Source organism: Haemophilus sp. THUN1692, from assembly GCF_059704395.1.
In genome coordinates this window covers 1363345-1379214 of record NZ_AP046579.1, presented here as the reverse complement: position 1 = coordinate 1379214, position 15870 = coordinate 1363345, and the positions used below count along the sequence as shown (strand labels likewise).

Genomic DNA, 15870 nt, shown 5'->3' with positions numbered 1-15870 from the left:
AAAACAACCGCACTTTTATAAACTCCTTTGTGAAAGTTAAACAACATACTCACAAAGGAGTTTTTTATGTCTCAAAAAGTCGATGCGGTTCGCACAACCATTAAATTGTCTAGCCCTGTTCAATTACCTGATGGCACAATGCTCGAAGAGTTAAAAGTGCGTGAACCATTGGTAAAAGATTTCCGTATTGCAAGCCAACAAGGTAAAACAGCAGAAGACCGTGAAATTATCGTGGCTGCCTTATGTTGTGGTTTAGTCTTGGAAGATATGGACTTAATCAAATGGAAAGATTACGTTCAAATTCAACGATTTCTGTTTGGTGCAAGCAGTGAAGATGGAGACGCTGAATAATGCGATTGCCGACATTGTTTGGTGGTTTGGTTTTTCAGCAGAAGAAATTGATGGTTGGACACTAAAAGAACTTGACGATTGGCTTTTTCAAGCCAATCGTCAGGTTAAGGCGGGTTATGTACGAGCTTGACGGTAAAATTTAACCAGCCCAATAATTGCCCCTGTGATTGTAGCGGCACTTAAAGAAAGCAAGGTCATTAAAGGGGCAGTTACTAAAGCGATAATCGTGCCTAACACAAGATAAAGAATAAAGCCCACACCAAAAGCAATAAAAAAGCTGTCTGTGGCATTAAACATACCTACCCAATACCACCAAGAAAACGCCAAAAAACCGATAGAAAACAATAAACCTATCACAGACCAGTAGGCTTTTTCTACTATATCGTAATCTTTCCAGTCTTCTATGATTTCTTTGAATAAGTCGAACATAAATGCCTCCTGAATTTTTCGTATATTTAACATAGTGAGCAAAAAATGGCAAATAATTTAGTACTCGGTTTAGTTATTGGTGCCTCTTTAAAAGGTAGTTTTTCTGCTGCCTTTGGAAAGGCGAATAAAACCATTGAAAACCTTTCTAATAATTTGGGTAAAGCAACCCAGCAAAACGAAAAATTGGGTGCAAAAATGGCGAAATGGCAAGAACGTCAAGCCGCACTACATCAAAAAATGCAACTTGCCTATCTTTCAGGAGATCAGAATATTGGTAAGCTTACTCGCCGTTATGAACGAATGCAGGCAGTAATTGCTCGTACGGCAGAAAAGCAACAACATTTTACCCGTGCTATTCAATCTTCTGAAAAAGCTCAACGTTCCTTATCTAGTACTTTAGAAAAACAACAGGCACGCAAACAAAACCGTGATGAATTAAAAGGTAAGTTAGCTAAATCTACCGCAATAACAGCTAGCGTAGCGTTACCTACGTGGAATGCTGTGAAAACCTATATGCAACAGGAAGAAGCAGCAAATAATCTGAAAATTTCAATGATGAAGGCTGACGGCACATTCGGCAAATTTAAGGAAATCGGCAAAATAGCCGACCAACTTGGCACGGATTTACCAGGAACGCGTGAAGATTTCTACAAGCTCGCCAAAGCAATGAAAATGCAAGGTGTCTCTGATGACACTTTGATTAACGGTGGCTTAAAAACATCGGCAAAACTCAACGTTTTACTTGAAATGGATCAAGAGCAAGGAGGTGAGTTCTTTGCAAAGATGATGGAATCTCACGGTTTATCAGAAGCTGAACTTGGAGCATCAGCAGACGATTTACAACGAGCAATGTTTGCTGCAGGTATGAAAAAAGACGATATGTATGGGGCAATGACCTACTATGCGTCTAATGTTCGTTCGATGAAATTAACAGGGCGAGAAAACTCACAGAAAATTTTTGCGATTGAGGGGCTTGCTGCTCAACAAGGTTTAGAAGGCACATCATTCGGTACAAACTTTTCAACAATGCTTGACAGAATGAGTAAAGGTCCGCAAATGATTGCTGAAGCCAAAAAAGGGATGAAGGCAGAAGCTCGGGATATTCTCAAAAAAAGCGGTATGAAGTTTGACTTCTGGGATAAAAAAGGCAATTTCAAAGGTATTGACGGAATGGTCAAGGAGCTTGAGAAACTGCAAAAAATCCGAGCAAAATTTGGCGACCAAGCTGCACAAGATGTGGCTGATGCAATGTTTGGCACTGAGGGTAAGCGTGTCGCCTTGTTATTAGGTGAAAAAGGAACGACAGGCTTACAAGATTTCTTACAGAAAATGAAAGACCAAGCCAGTATTGAAGAACGCGTCGCCCAAAAAACGAAAACACTTGGTTCTGCCCTTGAGAGTTTAGGCGGTGCATGGGAAAGTGCGGTCGGGAATATAGGGTCTGTTTTTGCCGATGATATTAAATCGGGAGCGAAAGCACTACAAGGTTTTGTTGAAGATACATTGACACCTTTTGTCAGCGAGCATAAAACAGCGATTAAGTGGATCGCTGCTACTGTAGGCGGTTTTTCCTTACTAAGCACAGGCGTATTAGCAACAAAATTTGCGTTTAGTGGCATAGCATCCATTTTTTCAGCAGCATTTATGCCATTTAAAGTATTTAAGGCAATTAAAGCAGCCAAAGAACTTGAAACCTTAACGGGTACAGTTACCAAAACAGGTAGAGTAATGAAATGGCTTGGCTCAGCCTTTGGTGTTGCGAAAAAAGCTTTTATTGGATTAGGGAAAGCTTTGCTTACCAACCCTATCGGCTTAACCATTACCGCCATCGCTGTTGCCGCCTATCTCATCTATGACAATTGGGAACCTGTTTCAGCTTGGTTTTCCAACCTTTGGACGAAAGTCACAGGTTACTTCCAAAACTTCTGCAACTGGGTGCAAGGCATTTGGACAGGAGCAACTGAATGGGTTTCGAGTGCGTGGACAGGTGTGTCGGATTACTTCGGGCAACTTTGGAATAACATCACCAACTTCTTCAACTCAGGCATCGGCAACATCACAGCCACTATTCTCAACTGGTCGCCATTGGGTTTATTCCAGCAAGTATTTTCCACCGTGTTGTCGTGGTTTGGTATTGATATGCCAGCCAAGTTTACCGAATTTGGTTCGAATATTATCAGTGGATTAGTAAACGGTATCAAAAACACGTGGGAGACGGTAAAACAAAGTGTGCTAGATCTCGGTGGAAATATCACATCGTGGTTTAAAGAAAAACTCGGTATTCACTCGCCAAGTCGTGTGTTTAAGGGGTACGGTGTAAACGTGGTGGAAGGCTTAGCAATCGGGATGGATAACGCTCAACCACTCGCCACGGAAGCCAGCAAAAATCTCTCAAGTGCGGTGAAATTCGGGCCTGTTTTAAATGGCATTGAAACCGCCTTTAAACCGCTGTTAAACGAGAAAAAAGGCTTTTTCGGCACGCTGTGGGACGATATTAAGTTTGGGGCGAATTTTGTGGGGAATCTTTTGGGTATCAATCAGCCTGCGGATTACCGCACGCCTGATTTTAATCCAAACTCAAACAGTCAAAATCCGTCAATCTTTCACGATTATCAGCCTTTAAGCCGAAACGCGGTGACAAATAACGAAACTAACCAACACAACGGCATTGTGGTGAATTTTAATCCGACCATCAACGTGAGCGGCAATCAAACACAAGGCGTAATGGAGCAAGTGCAACAGGGGTTAAATATGAGCCTTGTGGAGTTTGAACGCTTACTCAATCGGGTGTTAGACCAACGACAACGGAGAGCATACTAATGTATTTTATGTTAGGCAATATCGCCTTTGAGCCTGTGAATCTGACTGATTTTTCTGAAACCCATTCTGCAGATTTTGCTGAACACGCGGTGCTCAAAGGCAAGCCAAAACTGCAAGCGATGGGCGAAAAACTGACAGATTTATCCTTTGCCATTCGCCTGCACCACAAAATTGGCGGCGTGGAAAGTCGTTATCAATCGCTACTTTCGGCAAAAGCCAAGCAAGACGCCCTTGCCTTGATGTGGGGTTCAAAATACAAAGGCAATTTTGTGATCACTGATATTTCATCGACCACACTATTTACCGACGGCAAAGGTAATGCCTTAGCGCGCGAGATGAATATCAGCTTGAAAGAGTTTGTCGGCAATGGGCAAGCGAGCTTGCTTGGTGCGGCATTGACTGTAGGCGGAAAATCTTTGCTCGGTTCAATCTTGCCGAAAGGTTTAACCAATACGCTTTCAACTGTGAAAAGTGCGGTTAGCCGTGGCGTGGAACTCTACAACCAAGGCAAACGTGCGGTGGACGAAGTCCGCAACACCGTTGCAGTAGTTCGCCAGTTGGCACACGACCCCGCGTCCGCATTGGCGTATTTGCCGAGTACGCTTGCTAATTTAGAAAACGCCTTGGGCGGTTTTGGTGAGTTGGTCGGGATGCAATCCGCCTTTGACAGCGTTCGCCAATACTTGCCTGCTGTGAGTGAATTTAGTCGTGATGTGGCAGCGGTGTATGACGATTTGCAAATAATGAAACAGAGTTTCAGTCGGGCATCTGCCGATAGCGAATGGAATAACTGGTTCACGCCTGCCGATAATGCTTTAACTGAAATCAATGAGCGGCTGGATAATTCTGCAAATTCAGTGGCCAAAATGACCGCTTGGATCGTGTTGCGTGAAGATGAAAATGTGGAGATTTTGAATGACCCAAACCGTACTTAAACATACCGTCAAACAAGGCGAACGCTGGGATAACCTTGCCTATTATTACTATGGCGATGCACTGGAATATGCTCGCATCATTAGAGCCAATCCACATATCAGTTTTTGTGAAGTGTTGCCTACTGGGGCGACTGTATTTATTCCTGTGCTAAATGTGAAGCCGACCCAAAACGAAAATTTACCGCCGTGGTTAAGAGGAAATAATGAGTAAAGTCCAAACACCAGATTTTTCGCTTTTTTATGAGAAAACCAACATTACCGCTGACATTGAGCCGTCTTTGCTGGAGCTCACTTACACCGACTATTTGGAAGGGCAATCGGACGAGCTGTCAGTTTCCTTTGAAGACATCAGCGGTAAGTGGATTCGCCAATGGTTCCCTACACAGGGCGACAAACTCAAGGCGGCGATTGGCTATCAGGGCGAGCCGTTAGTCGAAATTGGAGCATTTGAGATTGATGAGGTGGAATACAGCTATCACCTGTCTAGCATTACCTTGCGAGCCTTATCCACTGGCATTAGTAAAGCTAACCGCACGCTCAAGCCGAAAGCCTACGAGAACACCACTCTCGCCCAAGTAGTGGCAGCGGTGGCAAATCGCCTGAAGCTAAAAGTGGTGGGCAAAATTCGCCACATTCCCATTCAACGCATTACCCAATATCAAGAGCGTGATGTGGAATTTCTTGCCCGCCTTGCCCGTGAGTATCATCACAGCTTTAAAATTGTCGGCAATCAACTGGTGTTTACCGATAAAGATGAACTAGGGCAATCTAAACCGGTGGTAGTGCTTGATGAAAGCGAATGTATCAGCTTGCGACTGCGAGATCGGATTAAAGACACCGCAAAACAGGTGGAAATCAAAGGCTTTGACACAAGCGGTAAAAAAGTGGTGAAAAAAAGCAAAAAAGCGACCGCACTTCGCCCGAAAATGAAGCAAGCACAGGCAGCAAGTGGCGATACGCTCAAAATTACCACCCGAGGTGAAAGCCAAGAACAGATTGATGCACGAGGCGATGCCGCATTAAGCGAGCAAAACGAAGACCAAAGTGCAGGCGATATTACCCTGATTGGCAATCCGAAACTGGTGGCAGGTTCGACTATTTTGCTCAAAAATTTAGGCGTGTTTTCAGGTAAATACTTAATCAAGCAATCTCGCCACAGTATTTCACGCACGCAAGGTTACATCACCAATATCGAAGTGCGAATGTTGGAATTTATCCCTGATGATTTATTAACGCTAGGTATGGAGATAACGAATGCAAACACATAATTTTGGTGCAACCTATCAAGAGGGCATAGTGTCGGCAATCGACCCGAAAAACCACAAAGTGCGGTGTAAAATTCCTGCCCTTGAAGATTTAGAAACCGCGTGGCTTTCTTTCCTCACTCCCAACGCAGGCGGCAACCAGTTTTACTGCTTGCCTGATGAGGGGGAATTGGTCGCGATACTCCTCGATGCGCGAGGTGAAGGTGGTTGTGTGTTGGGCACGATTTATAACGAGCAAGACAAAACGCCAGTGCAAGATGGCAACATTTGGTTCAAAAAATTTAAAAACGGCACAACTATTGCCCACGACCGTAAATCAGGCGATTTAACCATTCACACCAGCGGTAAAGTTATCGTCAATAATTGCGAAGTAGAAGTGAACAACGGCAATGTCAAGGTGAACGGTGGCGATGTAATCGCAGATGGTATTTCGCTGAAAAATCATAAACACCTTGAACAAGGCGATGGTAAGCTCACTTCTCCGTCAAAATCTTAGAATTTTTGACCGCACTTTTCTTTAAATCAGTTTAAAAGCTCCACCCCAAATAGCCTTGTATCATCAAGGCTATGAATACAAATCCGATACACTCAACCCATTGGCAACTTGCACCGAACCTTAATGAACAGGCGGTGCAAGGCATTGATGATATTCATCAGTGTATTGCCAATATTCTCAACACACTCAAAGGCACGGATATTCTTCGCCCTGAATTTGGCTCGGATCATTTTCAATATATTGACCAGCCCGAAGATGTCGCTCTGCCGAATATAGTACGTGAAATCACGCTTGCCCTACAACGATGGGAAAACCGTATCGAAGTCGAAAGTGTGCAAATCATCGGACAAGCTCCGCATTTTGAGCTGCTGATTTATTGGTCGTTAGTTGATGATGTATATCGGGAACTTTATCAGACACAGGTGGTGCAATGAGAAAAGAAGAAGTCAAAATCGTCTCTGACGACATCAAGCAAATTTTAGCCGATACCATTGCCGACTACGAGCAACGCACAGGTAAAACATTGCAACCTGCCCATATTGAACGGTCGATTATTCAATCTTACGCCTACCGCGAAATGTTAGTGCGACAAGGCATTAACCACGCTTTTTTGCAAACCTTTCCGCAATTTGCCACAGGGCTTGCTTTAGATTTATGCGGTGAGCCGATGGGCTGTTATCGCTTATCTGACCAAGCTGCCGAAGTCACTTTGCGTTTTAGCGTGAGTGGTTCGCATTCTGCCATTGTTATTCCACAAGGTACGCTGGTTGGTGCAACCGACAGCCTATTATTCGCCACCCAAACCGAAGTGCGAATTAACCCCACCGAGCAATATGTGGATATAACGGCGATTTGCCAAACCACAGGCGAAAGTGGCAACGGCTGGCAAATCGGGCAAGTAAAAACGCTCAAAAGTGAACTGCCAGCCGATGTAACCGTCTCCAATATTGATGTGTCGGCAAATGGTATCGACACTGAAAATGATGATGACTACCGCAAGCGGATTTTGCTTGCGCCTGAAGCTTTTACCACTTGCGGTTCAGTTGCCGCTTACGAATATCACACTCGTAGCGTGTCGCAAGTGATTTCTGATGTGGCGATTTCCACCCCTCAAGGCGGCACGGTCAAAGTCACGGTATTGACCAAGCACGGACTGCCGTCTGAGATTTTGCAGGAAAAAATTCGCCATTACATCAGTGGCGAAAAACGCCGACCGCTGTGCGACACCGTGATTGTGGCTGCGCCTGAACGCAAAAGCTATCGTGTGGTTGCTAACTTAGATTTGCTCGCTACCGTCGCCGAAAATGAAGTGAAAGCCAAAGCCGAAACCGCTTTGCGAACCTATCTTTCATCACGCACGCAAAAATTGGGGCTGGACATCGTACCGCTCGATATTCAAAGCGTGCTGAAAGTCGCAGGCGTGTATAACGTGCATTTGGCAAGCCCACAACTTACCGAGCTCACGCCTGAACAATGGGCAGAATGCGAAAGCATCGCGATTAACATCAACGAGGAGCGCAAAGATGGCTAAGTTGCAATATCCGTCAATCATTGAAATATCGCCAAAACTGACCGCACTTGCCGACCTTGGCAAGCGGTTAAACCGACTGGATAAATCGCAAATTATGACCAGCTTTGTGGATTTAGTCCCAACCGAGTTTTTAGAACTGCTTGCCGAAAAATGGAGTGTCACCAGCTATGACGGCTGGTTGCTCGCCGAAAGTATTGACGCCAAACGTAAGCTGATTAAACGAGCCGTCGAGCTGCACCGCTACAAAGGCACACCGTGGGCAATGAGGGAAATTGTCCGCCAGCTTGGGTTTGGGGAAGTGGAGATTATTGAAGGTTTATTCGATAAACGTCACGACGGTTCATTTACCCGAGACGGTACATATTTTCACGGCGACCGTTCCAAATGGGCGCATTACCGCGTGATTCTGCAACAAACCATTACTAACGACCAAGCCGATTTACTGCGAAAAACCTTGCGTGTTTTCGCTCCTGCTCGCTGTGTGTTAGCGAGCTTAGACTACCGCCAAGCAGCACTTCGGCACAACGGTATGGCAATGCGTAACGGCAGATTTAATCGTGGCACAGCTTAACTCAAAAAGGAAACAAAATGGCAAATTTAACCTTAACCCGACAATGGGTGGAAAATATTTATCAACTGGAAACGTCCGACCCTGTAATGGGTGGACCAGACGGTATTGATAATCGCCAAGCCAAAGAACTGGGTGCGAGAACAAATTGGCTGAAAGACCAAGTGGACACCATCAACCAAGACCTCACAGGCTACGCCCCCAAAGCCAGCCCAGCGTTCACTGGCATTCCTACCGCACCAACGGCTGTGGCAGGGACGAATAATGCACAAATTGCGACCACTGCGTTTGTGAAAACGGCGATTGCAGCATTGGTCGGTTCAGCACCGGCAGCTCTTGATACACTGGAAGAACTCGCTCAGGCATTAGCAGGTGAAACTAACATTAAAGCAACTTTGTTAGCAGAAATTGGTAAAAAAGCAAATGCAAGTCATACGCATACAATCGCGCAGATTGACGGCTTATCCGATGCTATTAATGCTAGAGCTCCGTCTGCATCTCCGACATTTAGTGGCACGGTTCGCGCACCAACACCAGCTCAAACAGTCAATGATACTACTGTGGCTACAACCGCCTATGTTCGAGCTGCGATTGCGGCTTTAGTAGGAACAGCACCTGCGACGTTAGATACTTTATCCGAAATTGCGAATGCGCTTGCAGAGGATAAAAATGTTAAAGCGACACTGTTGGCAGAAATTGGTAAGAAAGCAAATTTTAGTCATACCCATACAGTGAGCCAGATTACGGATTTTAATCAAGCTACCTCTCAAATTATTAATACTGCAATTACCTATCAAAAAATCGGTAATGTTGAAATTAGAAAATATCCTGATGGGACTATGATTCAGACCGGTCTAGTTGTATTTACTCGAGAAGGTACTACTGTGCATACAGATCTAGTCCTACCTATTGCATATGTAGATAAAGAATATCGATGTTTTATCACGGAACGATACGAATCAAGAGCAAGCGGTAAGGGACAATATAACTGGGTATTCATGCAAGCCAAAACGAATACAACAGCGACAGTAACAAGCTGGTATTTAGGGACTGCAGACTGGATGACTATTGGGAGATGGAAATAATGACTATGTACTACAAAAATGGCTTTTTTGATGACACAGATGGTAGTTTTGTCCCAGAAGGTGCGGTGGAAATTAGCCAAGATAAATATATTGAGCTAATTAACGGACAATCTCAAGGCAAGCAAATTGTCAGCAACAAACAGGGCGAGCCAGTGTTGATTGAGCAGCAACCGAGCCCCGCACACGAATTAAATCTTGACACGCTCACATGGGATATTTCAGTCGAAAAACAAACTGCACTTTTAGCCGACGCTCAAACTCGACTTATCGCTAATATCGATGAGCACGCGGCAAAAATCTACAGCACTTGGACGAGATTTGAAAGCGAATATCGTGAACGCCAAGCAGCCGCGGAAGCATTTAAATCTGCAAATTATGAAGGCGAGTGCAGTCGATATATATCAGACTTTGCACAACGTGCGAGACTGGATAATAAGACCGCTGCAAACCTGATTTTGACACAGGCAGCAGGGCTCGAAAAACTACAAATGGAGCTTGCTAATCAACGTATGCGCAAGTATGAGCTCACAGTACCGGGTTTAACGCTTGAGCAAATGCAAGTAACTTATGACGACATTATCAAGCAAATGGATAACTTGATGGAGGCATATCAAAATGGCTAAGGTTTATTTGGCGATGTACAAACACAAGCGAGACTGGCGCAAAGAGCCAATCAAAGCGATAGCCGACCGCATTACTCGATTTTGCACAAAGGGCAAATACTCGCACTGCGAGATTGCCATTGAGCGTATTGAGTTTGGCAACGGGCATCATTATGAGCATCAAACGGTGTTCGATTGCTACTCATCCAGCGTGCAAGACGGTGGGGTGCGCTGCAAACAGATTGATGTGTCTGATAACACCAAATGGGATTTAATCCCCCTAACCGATGTCACCGAGGAGCAAATCAAAGCCTATTTTAACCGCACTTCAGGCAAGAAATATGACTGGTGGGGTGCTGTCGGGATTGTTCTTGGGATTAAACAAAAACGCTCAAAATACTTTTGTTCTGAATGGTGCTTTAATGCGATTCAGGGGGGCGAGAACGGCTGGCGGTTTAGCCCGAATCAACTAGTGGCTATATTTGGAGCGCATCATGCAAGATATTATCTTTAACTGGATTCGTGGTGATGATGAAGCGGAAACCTTAGTATTTACCGAAGAAAACGGCGAACCCTTAGATTTTACAGGCAGTCGGTTTGATTGCGATATTGTGCCTTTAGGCAGTGCAAGCGAGAAAATTCACCTATCGACCGACAACCAAGGCATTTTTATCAACGGGAATGAACTCAGCCTTCTCATCACCCATGAACAAACAGAAAATGTAACGTGGAAAGAGGCAAGATTTGACCTGCAACAAACCACGCCAGACGGCAAAATTAAAACGTGGTGTAACGGAAAAGTGCGGTTACAACACGATATTACGCGGAGAGTATGATGCAAACTATCCAAGTAAAACCTAAACAAACCGTGCAAATTAAGGTGAAGCCTTGTGTAAAACTGGCAAGCCTTGCACTGTTTGATACAGCACTTTTAAAGATTTATAACCAAGCTAAAGAGGACTACAAACATGGAAAAATTAGAAATTAACCAACAAGACCAAGGTTTTGCCTATCAAGTTGGCAAAGATATTGCTCAATTACAAGAGACGGTGGCAGCCTTACAAGCCGCGGCTACCACTCAACAGGGGACAAAAAACCAATGGGTGCAGAAACTGACATTAAAACCAGGCTCAACTGAATCTTGGGTTAATGTGAAAGTCAATCCTGAATTAGTGGGGAAAGTGGGTATGGCATTATTTGCCAACGGTACTGTGGAAAAAGCCTATTTCAAAGAAATTTACGAAATGCCTGTGGATGCATCATATTTTCCTACGTATCTCATTGCTTTTGTAGACCCTGAACAGGTAGATTTTGTGAGTGAGGTGGGGTGATATTGAATGTTTGAAAGCGTAAATAAAATGCAGATAATCTCGGTAAGCAAGCAAGCAAGCAAGCAAGCAAGCAAGCAAGCAAGCAAGCAAGCAAGCAAGCAAGCAAGCAAGCAAGCAAGCAAGCAAGCAAGCAAGCAAGCAAGCAAGCAAGCAAAGTATAGTACAATTTAAACAAGCCCCGCTACCTTTTGTGGGGCAAAAACGAATGTTTTTGAAACATTTTGAGACGATTCTCAACGAAAACATCAAAGACGATGGAGAGGGCTGGACGATTATTGATACCTTTGGCGGTAGTGGTTTATTGAGTCACGCTGCTAAACGTTTAAAACCGAAAGCCTGCGTAATCTACAATGATTTTGATGGATATGCGGAAAGGCTCGCTCATATTGACGACATCAACGCCTTGCGTTCACAACTTTTTACTATTGTTGGTAACGCTACGCCAAAAAACAAGCGAATGCCAAAGGAGTTAAAGGCAGAATGTGTCAAAATCATTCAAGCGTTTGATGGCTACAAAGATTTGAATTGCTTGGCGAGTTGGTTGCTGTTTAGCGGCCAGCAAGTAGCGACCATTGATGAGCTATTCCAAAATGATTTCTGGCATTGTATTCGCCAGTCAGATTATCCAAAGGCGGATGGTTATTTGGATGGCGTAGAAATTGTGCGGGAGTCATTCCACACGTTGCTACCGAAATTTGCGGATAATCCCAAAGCGTTGTTTGTATTAGACCCGCCTTATCTCTGCACCAGACAAGAAAGTTACAAGCAAGCTACGTATTTTGACTTGATTGACTTTTTGCGACTGGTCAATATCACCCGACCACCTTATATTTTCTTCAGTTCAACGAAGTCGGAGTTTGTGCGGTTTATTGAGTATATGCAGGAAGATAAGATTGATAATTGGGAAGCCTTTGATAATACGAAACGAATTGTAGTCAATGCGTCAGCAAGTTATTCAGGCAAGTATGAGGATAATATGGTTTACAAATTCTAAGAAACTGTAACATTATTGCACTATATGAAAAAGCGAGATGAATAATTTATCTCGCTTTTTTGTCGCGGTTATGTTGCGCGGGTTTACTAAGGCTTTACCTTTTAATTCAGGGATTAAGAAAATTGTCGCTAACATATCAATTACGTAGATAATCGCAAGTAGGGCGATGGCCGTTTGGAAAGAGTAGGCGAGTACAACAGCGCCCACAACCACAGGTCCAAATCCCCCTACGGCACGACCAATATTGAAAAGTACGTTTTGTGCCGTTGCTCGAGCTTCTGTTGGATAGGCTTCTGCCATTAATGCACCGTAACCACCCATCATTCCGTTCACAAACATACCTAAAAATGCCCCTGCAAGAAGCATAATGTCAGGATCGGTAAGTTGTGAGTAAACCACGATACTTATCACTGCGCCTAATTGGAAAAGTAAGAAACTTGGTTTGCGTCCGATGCGGTCAGCGAGTTGTCCGAAAATCCAAATGCCAGCCATCATGCCGCAGACGGTAACGACCGTCCAAAGTCCAGATTTAGTTAAGCTGAATCCAAGTTGTTTTGATAAGAAATTAGGTAACCAAATCATAATGCCATAATAACCGAAGTTTTGTACGGAGGTGAGTACGACGATACCAAGGCTAATTTTACTCGTTGCTTTGTCTTTAATCAGAAGCTGGAATGAACGTAATTTATCAGTAAAGCTGGATTGCGTTGAAAGTGCGGTTTGTTTTTGAGTGAAAATTTCGGGTTCATGCAGATGAGAACGTAAGAACCAAGTGACAAATGCAGGGAAGATACCCACCAAGAACATTCCACGCCAGCCAATATGCGGGAGTAATAATGGTGTAAGTAATGCTGCACCTAACACACCAGCTTGCCAACCCAATGCAACATAAGATGCTGCTTTAGCTCGGTGGCGTGCGGGCCATGCTTCTGCTGCTAGAGCCATCCCAATTCCAAATTCACCGCCTAAGCCAATGCCAGCAATTGTGTGATAAATCAGTAAATCCCAATAACCTTGCGCAATCGCACATAAACCAGTAAACACCGCAAAAAGAAGAATGGTCCAAGTAAGTACGCGTACACGACCGTATTTATCACTTAATGCGCCAAATAAAATGCCGCCAAAAACTGCGCCAATAAGTGTCCAAGTTACGAGAGAGCCACCTTGTGCGGGTGTTAGATTTAAGTCTGCAGAAATTGCGCTAAGCATGAAACCTAAAATGAGAAGATCGAAACCGTCCATTGCATAGCCGACGGCAGAGCCAATTAAGGCTTTCCAGCCATAACTGTTTACTTTGTTTGTCATGATGTGTCCTTTTGTTACTCGCGGGTAACATTTAAAGTGAAAAGAAAGGTGATTAAAAATCGGTGGCTAGTTTACTGCATTGATGAAAAAATTCAATGAGCGTAATAACAAAAATAATTAGAATAAAAAAACTGAATTTGAAGAAGAAAGAAAAGGGGATTGATTAGGGAATAAAATTAGGATGGCGGTGAGAAAGGGATTCGAACCCTTGATGCAGTTTCCCACATACACGCTTTCCAGGCGTGCTCCTTCAACCACTCGGACATCTCACCGTAAAAGGTGCGCAAACTATAAAGATTTGCTCCAGTTTAGTCAAGTTTTTTGCGCTAGAACATAAAAAACTTTTAAAAGTTTCGCTAGAATAACCACACTTTATTTATCGTTTGTAGTTTTTTTATGCATATTAAAGCGTTATTTTCTAAAAATGTTTTTTTAGCCGTAAAACCTTTTAGCGCGCTGAAAGATTCCTTTCGTTTAGGTTATTCAAAAAAATCGCTGATTCGCGACATTATTTCAGGTTTGACCGTGGGGGTGATTGCGATTCCGCTTTCCATGGCTTTGGCTATTGCGAGTGGTGTGCCTCCACAACATGGTCTTTATACGGCAATTATTGCGGGTATCGTTATCGCGCTGACAGGTGGTTCTCGCTTTAATATATCTGGGCCTACAGCAGCTTTTGTTGTGATTCTGTACCCTGTTACTCAACAATTTGGGCTAAGTGGCCTTTTGATGGCAACGTTGCTTTCTGGGCTCATTTTGGTTTTGATGGCGTTATTTCGTCTAGGGCGTTTAATTGAATATATCCCCTTGCCCGTAACCTTGGGTTTTACTTGCGGGATTGGTATTACTATTGGTACTTTGCAGGTTAAGGATTTTTTGGGGCTTTCCATAGAAAAAATGCCAGCACATTATCTCGAAAAAATCCAAACAATTTTTACCGCACTTCCTACGATAAATTGGGCGAATGCAGCAGTTGGTGTGGTAACACTATTAGTCCTGACCCAATGGCATAAATTGCGTTTGGCAGTGCCAGGGCATTTACCTGCCGTGATTATTGGGACGATTTTAGCTCTAGCATTACAGCATTTGGGTTTTGAGGTGGCGACGATTGGATCTGCATTCCAATATACTTTGCCTGATGGTTCCATTGGCCATGGGATTCCTAATGTATTGCCAGATTTTTCTCTGCCGTGGAATATTCCTGATGCACAAGGTGAATTAATTCATTGGGATTTTAACAGCTTGCAAGCTTTGTTACCTGCTGCTTTTTCAATGGCGGTATTGGGCGCAATCGAATCACTTCTTTGTGCAGTGATTTTAGATAATATGACGGATACTAAACATCACTCTAATAACGAGTTATTAGCGCAAGGCTTGGGAAATATCATTTCTCCGTTTTTTGGTGGGATTACGGCAACAGCTGCGATTGCTCGTTCTGCGGCTAATGTGAAATCAGGGGCGGTATCGCCAATATCGAGTGTCGTGCACGCAATACTTGTTTTATTCGCTTTACTTTTGTTTTCACAAGCCCTTTCTTATTTGCCTTTGTCATCTATGGCTGCTTTGTTGTTGGTGGTGGCGTGGAATATGGCAAGTGTGCACGATATTATTCACCTTGCTCGCCGTTCAGGCAAAAATGAAATGGCAGTGTTGCTGACTTGTCTTATTTTGACTGTATTATTTGATATGGTGATTGCGATTAGTGTTGGGGTGTTGCTTGCGAGTCTATTGTTTATTCGAACCATTGCCGAGATGACAAAAGCCATTGAACACAATGCACCTGAAGATTTAGATGATGTTTTGGTTTACCGAATTAGCGGTCCGCTTTTCTTTGCTGCTGCGGATAAATTATTTGCGGATTTGCATGATAGAACGGTTCATACCGATCATGAAATCCGACATATTGTGCTGCAATGTGATGCAGTGACCGTGCTTGATGCTGGTGGAATACATGCGCTTATTCGATTTGTTCAGCACATGTTGCCACATCAACAACTTTACTTGTGTAATATGCAATTCCAGCCGTTGAGAATGTTAGTTAAATCTAATTCTTCGCCAGATATTCAAAAAATTAATTTTGCGACAGATTTAAACGAAACTTTCCATAAAATTCGTGACTTTGAAAAAACTACCCAATAATGAAAACTAAAGCGTGCTA

Annotated in this window: 20 protein-coding genes, 1 tRNA gene and 1 pseudogene; 19 read left to right on the top strand and 3 right to left on the bottom strand. The window is 43.6% G+C overall.

The genetic code is table 11. The features are described 5' to 3' along the window. Window positions 1-66 precede the first annotated feature (66 nt). Both AC6H0A_RS06875 and AC6H0A_RS06870 read left to right on the top strand, forming a co-directional pair. On the top strand, window positions 67-351 hold the full coding sequence (locus AC6H0A_RS06875) for a phage tail assembly protein (RefSeq protein ID WP_497512600.1): 285 nt from the start codon (window positions 67-69) through the stop codon (window positions 349-351). Next, window positions 335-481 carry a GpE family phage tail protein gene (locus AC6H0A_RS06870; protein WP_005661658.1) on the top strand — a complete coding sequence of 49 codons (147 nt, stop codon included), beginning with the start codon at window positions 335-337 and terminating at the stop codon, window positions 479-481. The genes AC6H0A_RS06875 and AC6H0A_RS06870 overlap by 17 nt, the downstream gene beginning before the upstream one ends. Here AC6H0A_RS06870 and AC6H0A_RS06865 read toward each other — a convergent pair. After that, window positions 466-780, bottom strand: coding sequence for a hypothetical protein (locus AC6H0A_RS06865; RefSeq protein ID WP_497512599.1), 315 nt, complete (start codon window positions 778-780; stop codon window positions 466-468). The genes AC6H0A_RS06870 and AC6H0A_RS06865 overlap by 16 nt on opposite strands. Window positions 781-825: 45 nt before the next feature. Here AC6H0A_RS06865 and AC6H0A_RS06860 point away from each other — a divergent pair, with 45 nt between their 5' ends. From AC6H0A_RS06860 to AC6H0A_RS06785, 16 genes are all read left to right on the top strand, one after another. Next, window positions 826-3600, top strand: coding sequence for a phage tail tape measure protein (locus AC6H0A_RS06860; RefSeq protein WP_005640670.1), 2775 nt, complete (start codon window positions 826-828; stop codon window positions 3598-3600). Further along, window positions 3600-4535 carry a phage tail protein gene (locus AC6H0A_RS06855; protein ID WP_005640672.1) on the top strand — a complete coding sequence of 312 codons (936 nt, stop codon included), beginning with the start codon at window positions 3600-3602 and terminating at the stop codon, window positions 4533-4535. The genes AC6H0A_RS06860 and AC6H0A_RS06855 overlap by 1 nt, the downstream gene beginning before the upstream one ends. Beyond that, complete coding sequence (locus AC6H0A_RS06850) at window positions 4516-4746, top strand: tail protein X (RefSeq protein WP_005640674.1); 231 nt, start codon at window positions 4516-4518, stop codon at window positions 4744-4746. The genes AC6H0A_RS06855 and AC6H0A_RS06850 overlap by 20 nt, the downstream gene beginning before the upstream one ends. Next, window positions 4739-5803, top strand: coding sequence for a phage late control D family protein (locus AC6H0A_RS06845; RefSeq protein ID WP_005640676.1), 1065 nt, complete (start codon window positions 4739-4741; stop codon window positions 5801-5803). Before AC6H0A_RS06850 ends, AC6H0A_RS06845 begins: the two co-directional genes overlap by 8 nt. After that, a complete protein-coding gene (locus AC6H0A_RS06840; RefSeq protein WP_005640678.1) occupies window positions 5790-6296 on the top strand; it encodes a phage baseplate assembly protein V in 507 nt (168 codons plus the stop codon). The genes AC6H0A_RS06845 and AC6H0A_RS06840 overlap by 14 nt, the downstream gene beginning before the upstream one ends. Window positions 6297-6367: 71 nt before the next feature. After that, window positions 6368-6730: a GPW/gp25 family protein gene (locus AC6H0A_RS06835; protein WP_005640680.1), complete on the top strand. Its 363-nt coding sequence runs from the start codon at window positions 6368-6370 to the stop codon at window positions 6728-6730. Beyond that, window positions 6727-7827: a baseplate assembly protein gene (locus tag AC6H0A_RS06830; RefSeq protein ID WP_005640682.1), complete on the top strand. Its 1101-nt coding sequence runs from the start codon at window positions 6727-6729 to the stop codon at window positions 7825-7827. Before AC6H0A_RS06835 ends, AC6H0A_RS06830 begins: the two co-directional genes overlap by 4 nt. After that, window positions 7820-8398 carry a phage tail protein gene (locus AC6H0A_RS06825; protein WP_005640684.1) on the top strand — a complete coding sequence of 193 codons (579 nt, stop codon included), beginning with the start codon at window positions 7820-7822 and terminating at the stop codon, window positions 8396-8398. The genes AC6H0A_RS06830 and AC6H0A_RS06825 overlap by 8 nt, the downstream gene beginning before the upstream one ends. 17 nt (window positions 8399-8415) lie before the next feature. Continuing rightward, on the top strand, window positions 8416-9480 hold the full coding sequence (locus AC6H0A_RS06820; RefSeq protein ID WP_100199124.1) for a hypothetical protein: 1065 nt from the start codon (window positions 8416-8418) through the stop codon (window positions 9478-9480). Then, window positions 9480-10103 (top strand): hypothetical protein, encoded by a 624-nt coding sequence (locus AC6H0A_RS06815; protein WP_005641446.1) that lies wholly within the window; start codon window positions 9480-9482, stop codon window positions 10101-10103. The genes AC6H0A_RS06820 and AC6H0A_RS06815 overlap by 1 nt, the downstream gene beginning before the upstream one ends. Then, window positions 10096-10596, top strand: coding sequence for a hypothetical protein (locus tag AC6H0A_RS06810; RefSeq protein ID WP_005641444.1), 501 nt, complete (start codon window positions 10096-10098; stop codon window positions 10594-10596). Before AC6H0A_RS06815 ends, AC6H0A_RS06810 begins: the two co-directional genes overlap by 8 nt. Beyond that, the gene (locus AC6H0A_RS06805) at window positions 10577-10918 is read left to right on the top strand and encodes a hypothetical protein (RefSeq protein WP_005641443.1); all 342 of its coding nucleotides are present in this window, start codon (window positions 10577-10579) and stop codon (window positions 10916-10918) included. Before AC6H0A_RS06810 ends, AC6H0A_RS06805 begins: the two co-directional genes overlap by 20 nt. Further along, window positions 10915-11070, top strand: coding sequence for a hypothetical protein (locus AC6H0A_RS06800; RefSeq protein WP_497512598.1), 156 nt, complete (start codon window positions 10915-10917; stop codon window positions 11068-11070). Before AC6H0A_RS06805 ends, AC6H0A_RS06800 begins: the two co-directional genes overlap by 4 nt. After that, entirely contained in the window at window positions 11051-11413 is a 363-nt protein-coding gene (locus AC6H0A_RS06795) for a hypothetical protein (protein WP_497512597.1), read from the top strand. Before AC6H0A_RS06800 ends, AC6H0A_RS06795 begins: the two co-directional genes overlap by 20 nt. Window positions 11414-11419: 6 nt before the next feature. Then, entirely contained in the window at window positions 11420-11584 is a 165-nt protein-coding gene (locus tag AC6H0A_RS06790) for a hypothetical protein (protein WP_497512596.1), read from the top strand. A 34-nt stretch (window positions 11585-11618) separates the two neighbouring features. Continuing rightward, window positions 11619-12407: a DNA adenine methylase gene (locus AC6H0A_RS06785; RefSeq protein ID WP_005641441.1), complete on the top strand. Its 789-nt coding sequence runs from the start codon at window positions 11619-11621 to the stop codon at window positions 12405-12407. Between the two features lie 87 nt (window positions 12408-12494). On the opposite strand, the pseudogene AC6H0A_RS06780 reads toward AC6H0A_RS06785, so the two are convergent. Together AC6H0A_RS06780 and AC6H0A_RS06775 are read right to left on the bottom strand one after the other, a co-directional pair. Next, a pseudogene (locus tag AC6H0A_RS06780) lies at window positions 12495-13712 on the bottom strand (MFS transporter); the annotation flags it as partial. Between the two features lie 182 nt (window positions 13713-13894). Next, window positions 13895-13984 (bottom strand) — tRNA-Ser (locus tag AC6H0A_RS06775). A gap of 124 nt (window positions 13985-14108) precedes the next feature. Here AC6H0A_RS06775 and dauA point away from each other — a divergent pair. Continuing rightward, window positions 14109-15851: a C4-dicarboxylic acid transporter DauA gene (gene dauA, locus AC6H0A_RS06770; RefSeq protein ID WP_005643135.1), complete on the top strand. Its 1743-nt coding sequence runs from the start codon at window positions 14109-14111 to the stop codon at window positions 15849-15851. The last annotated feature ends 19 nt before the right edge of the window (window positions 15852-15870 follow it).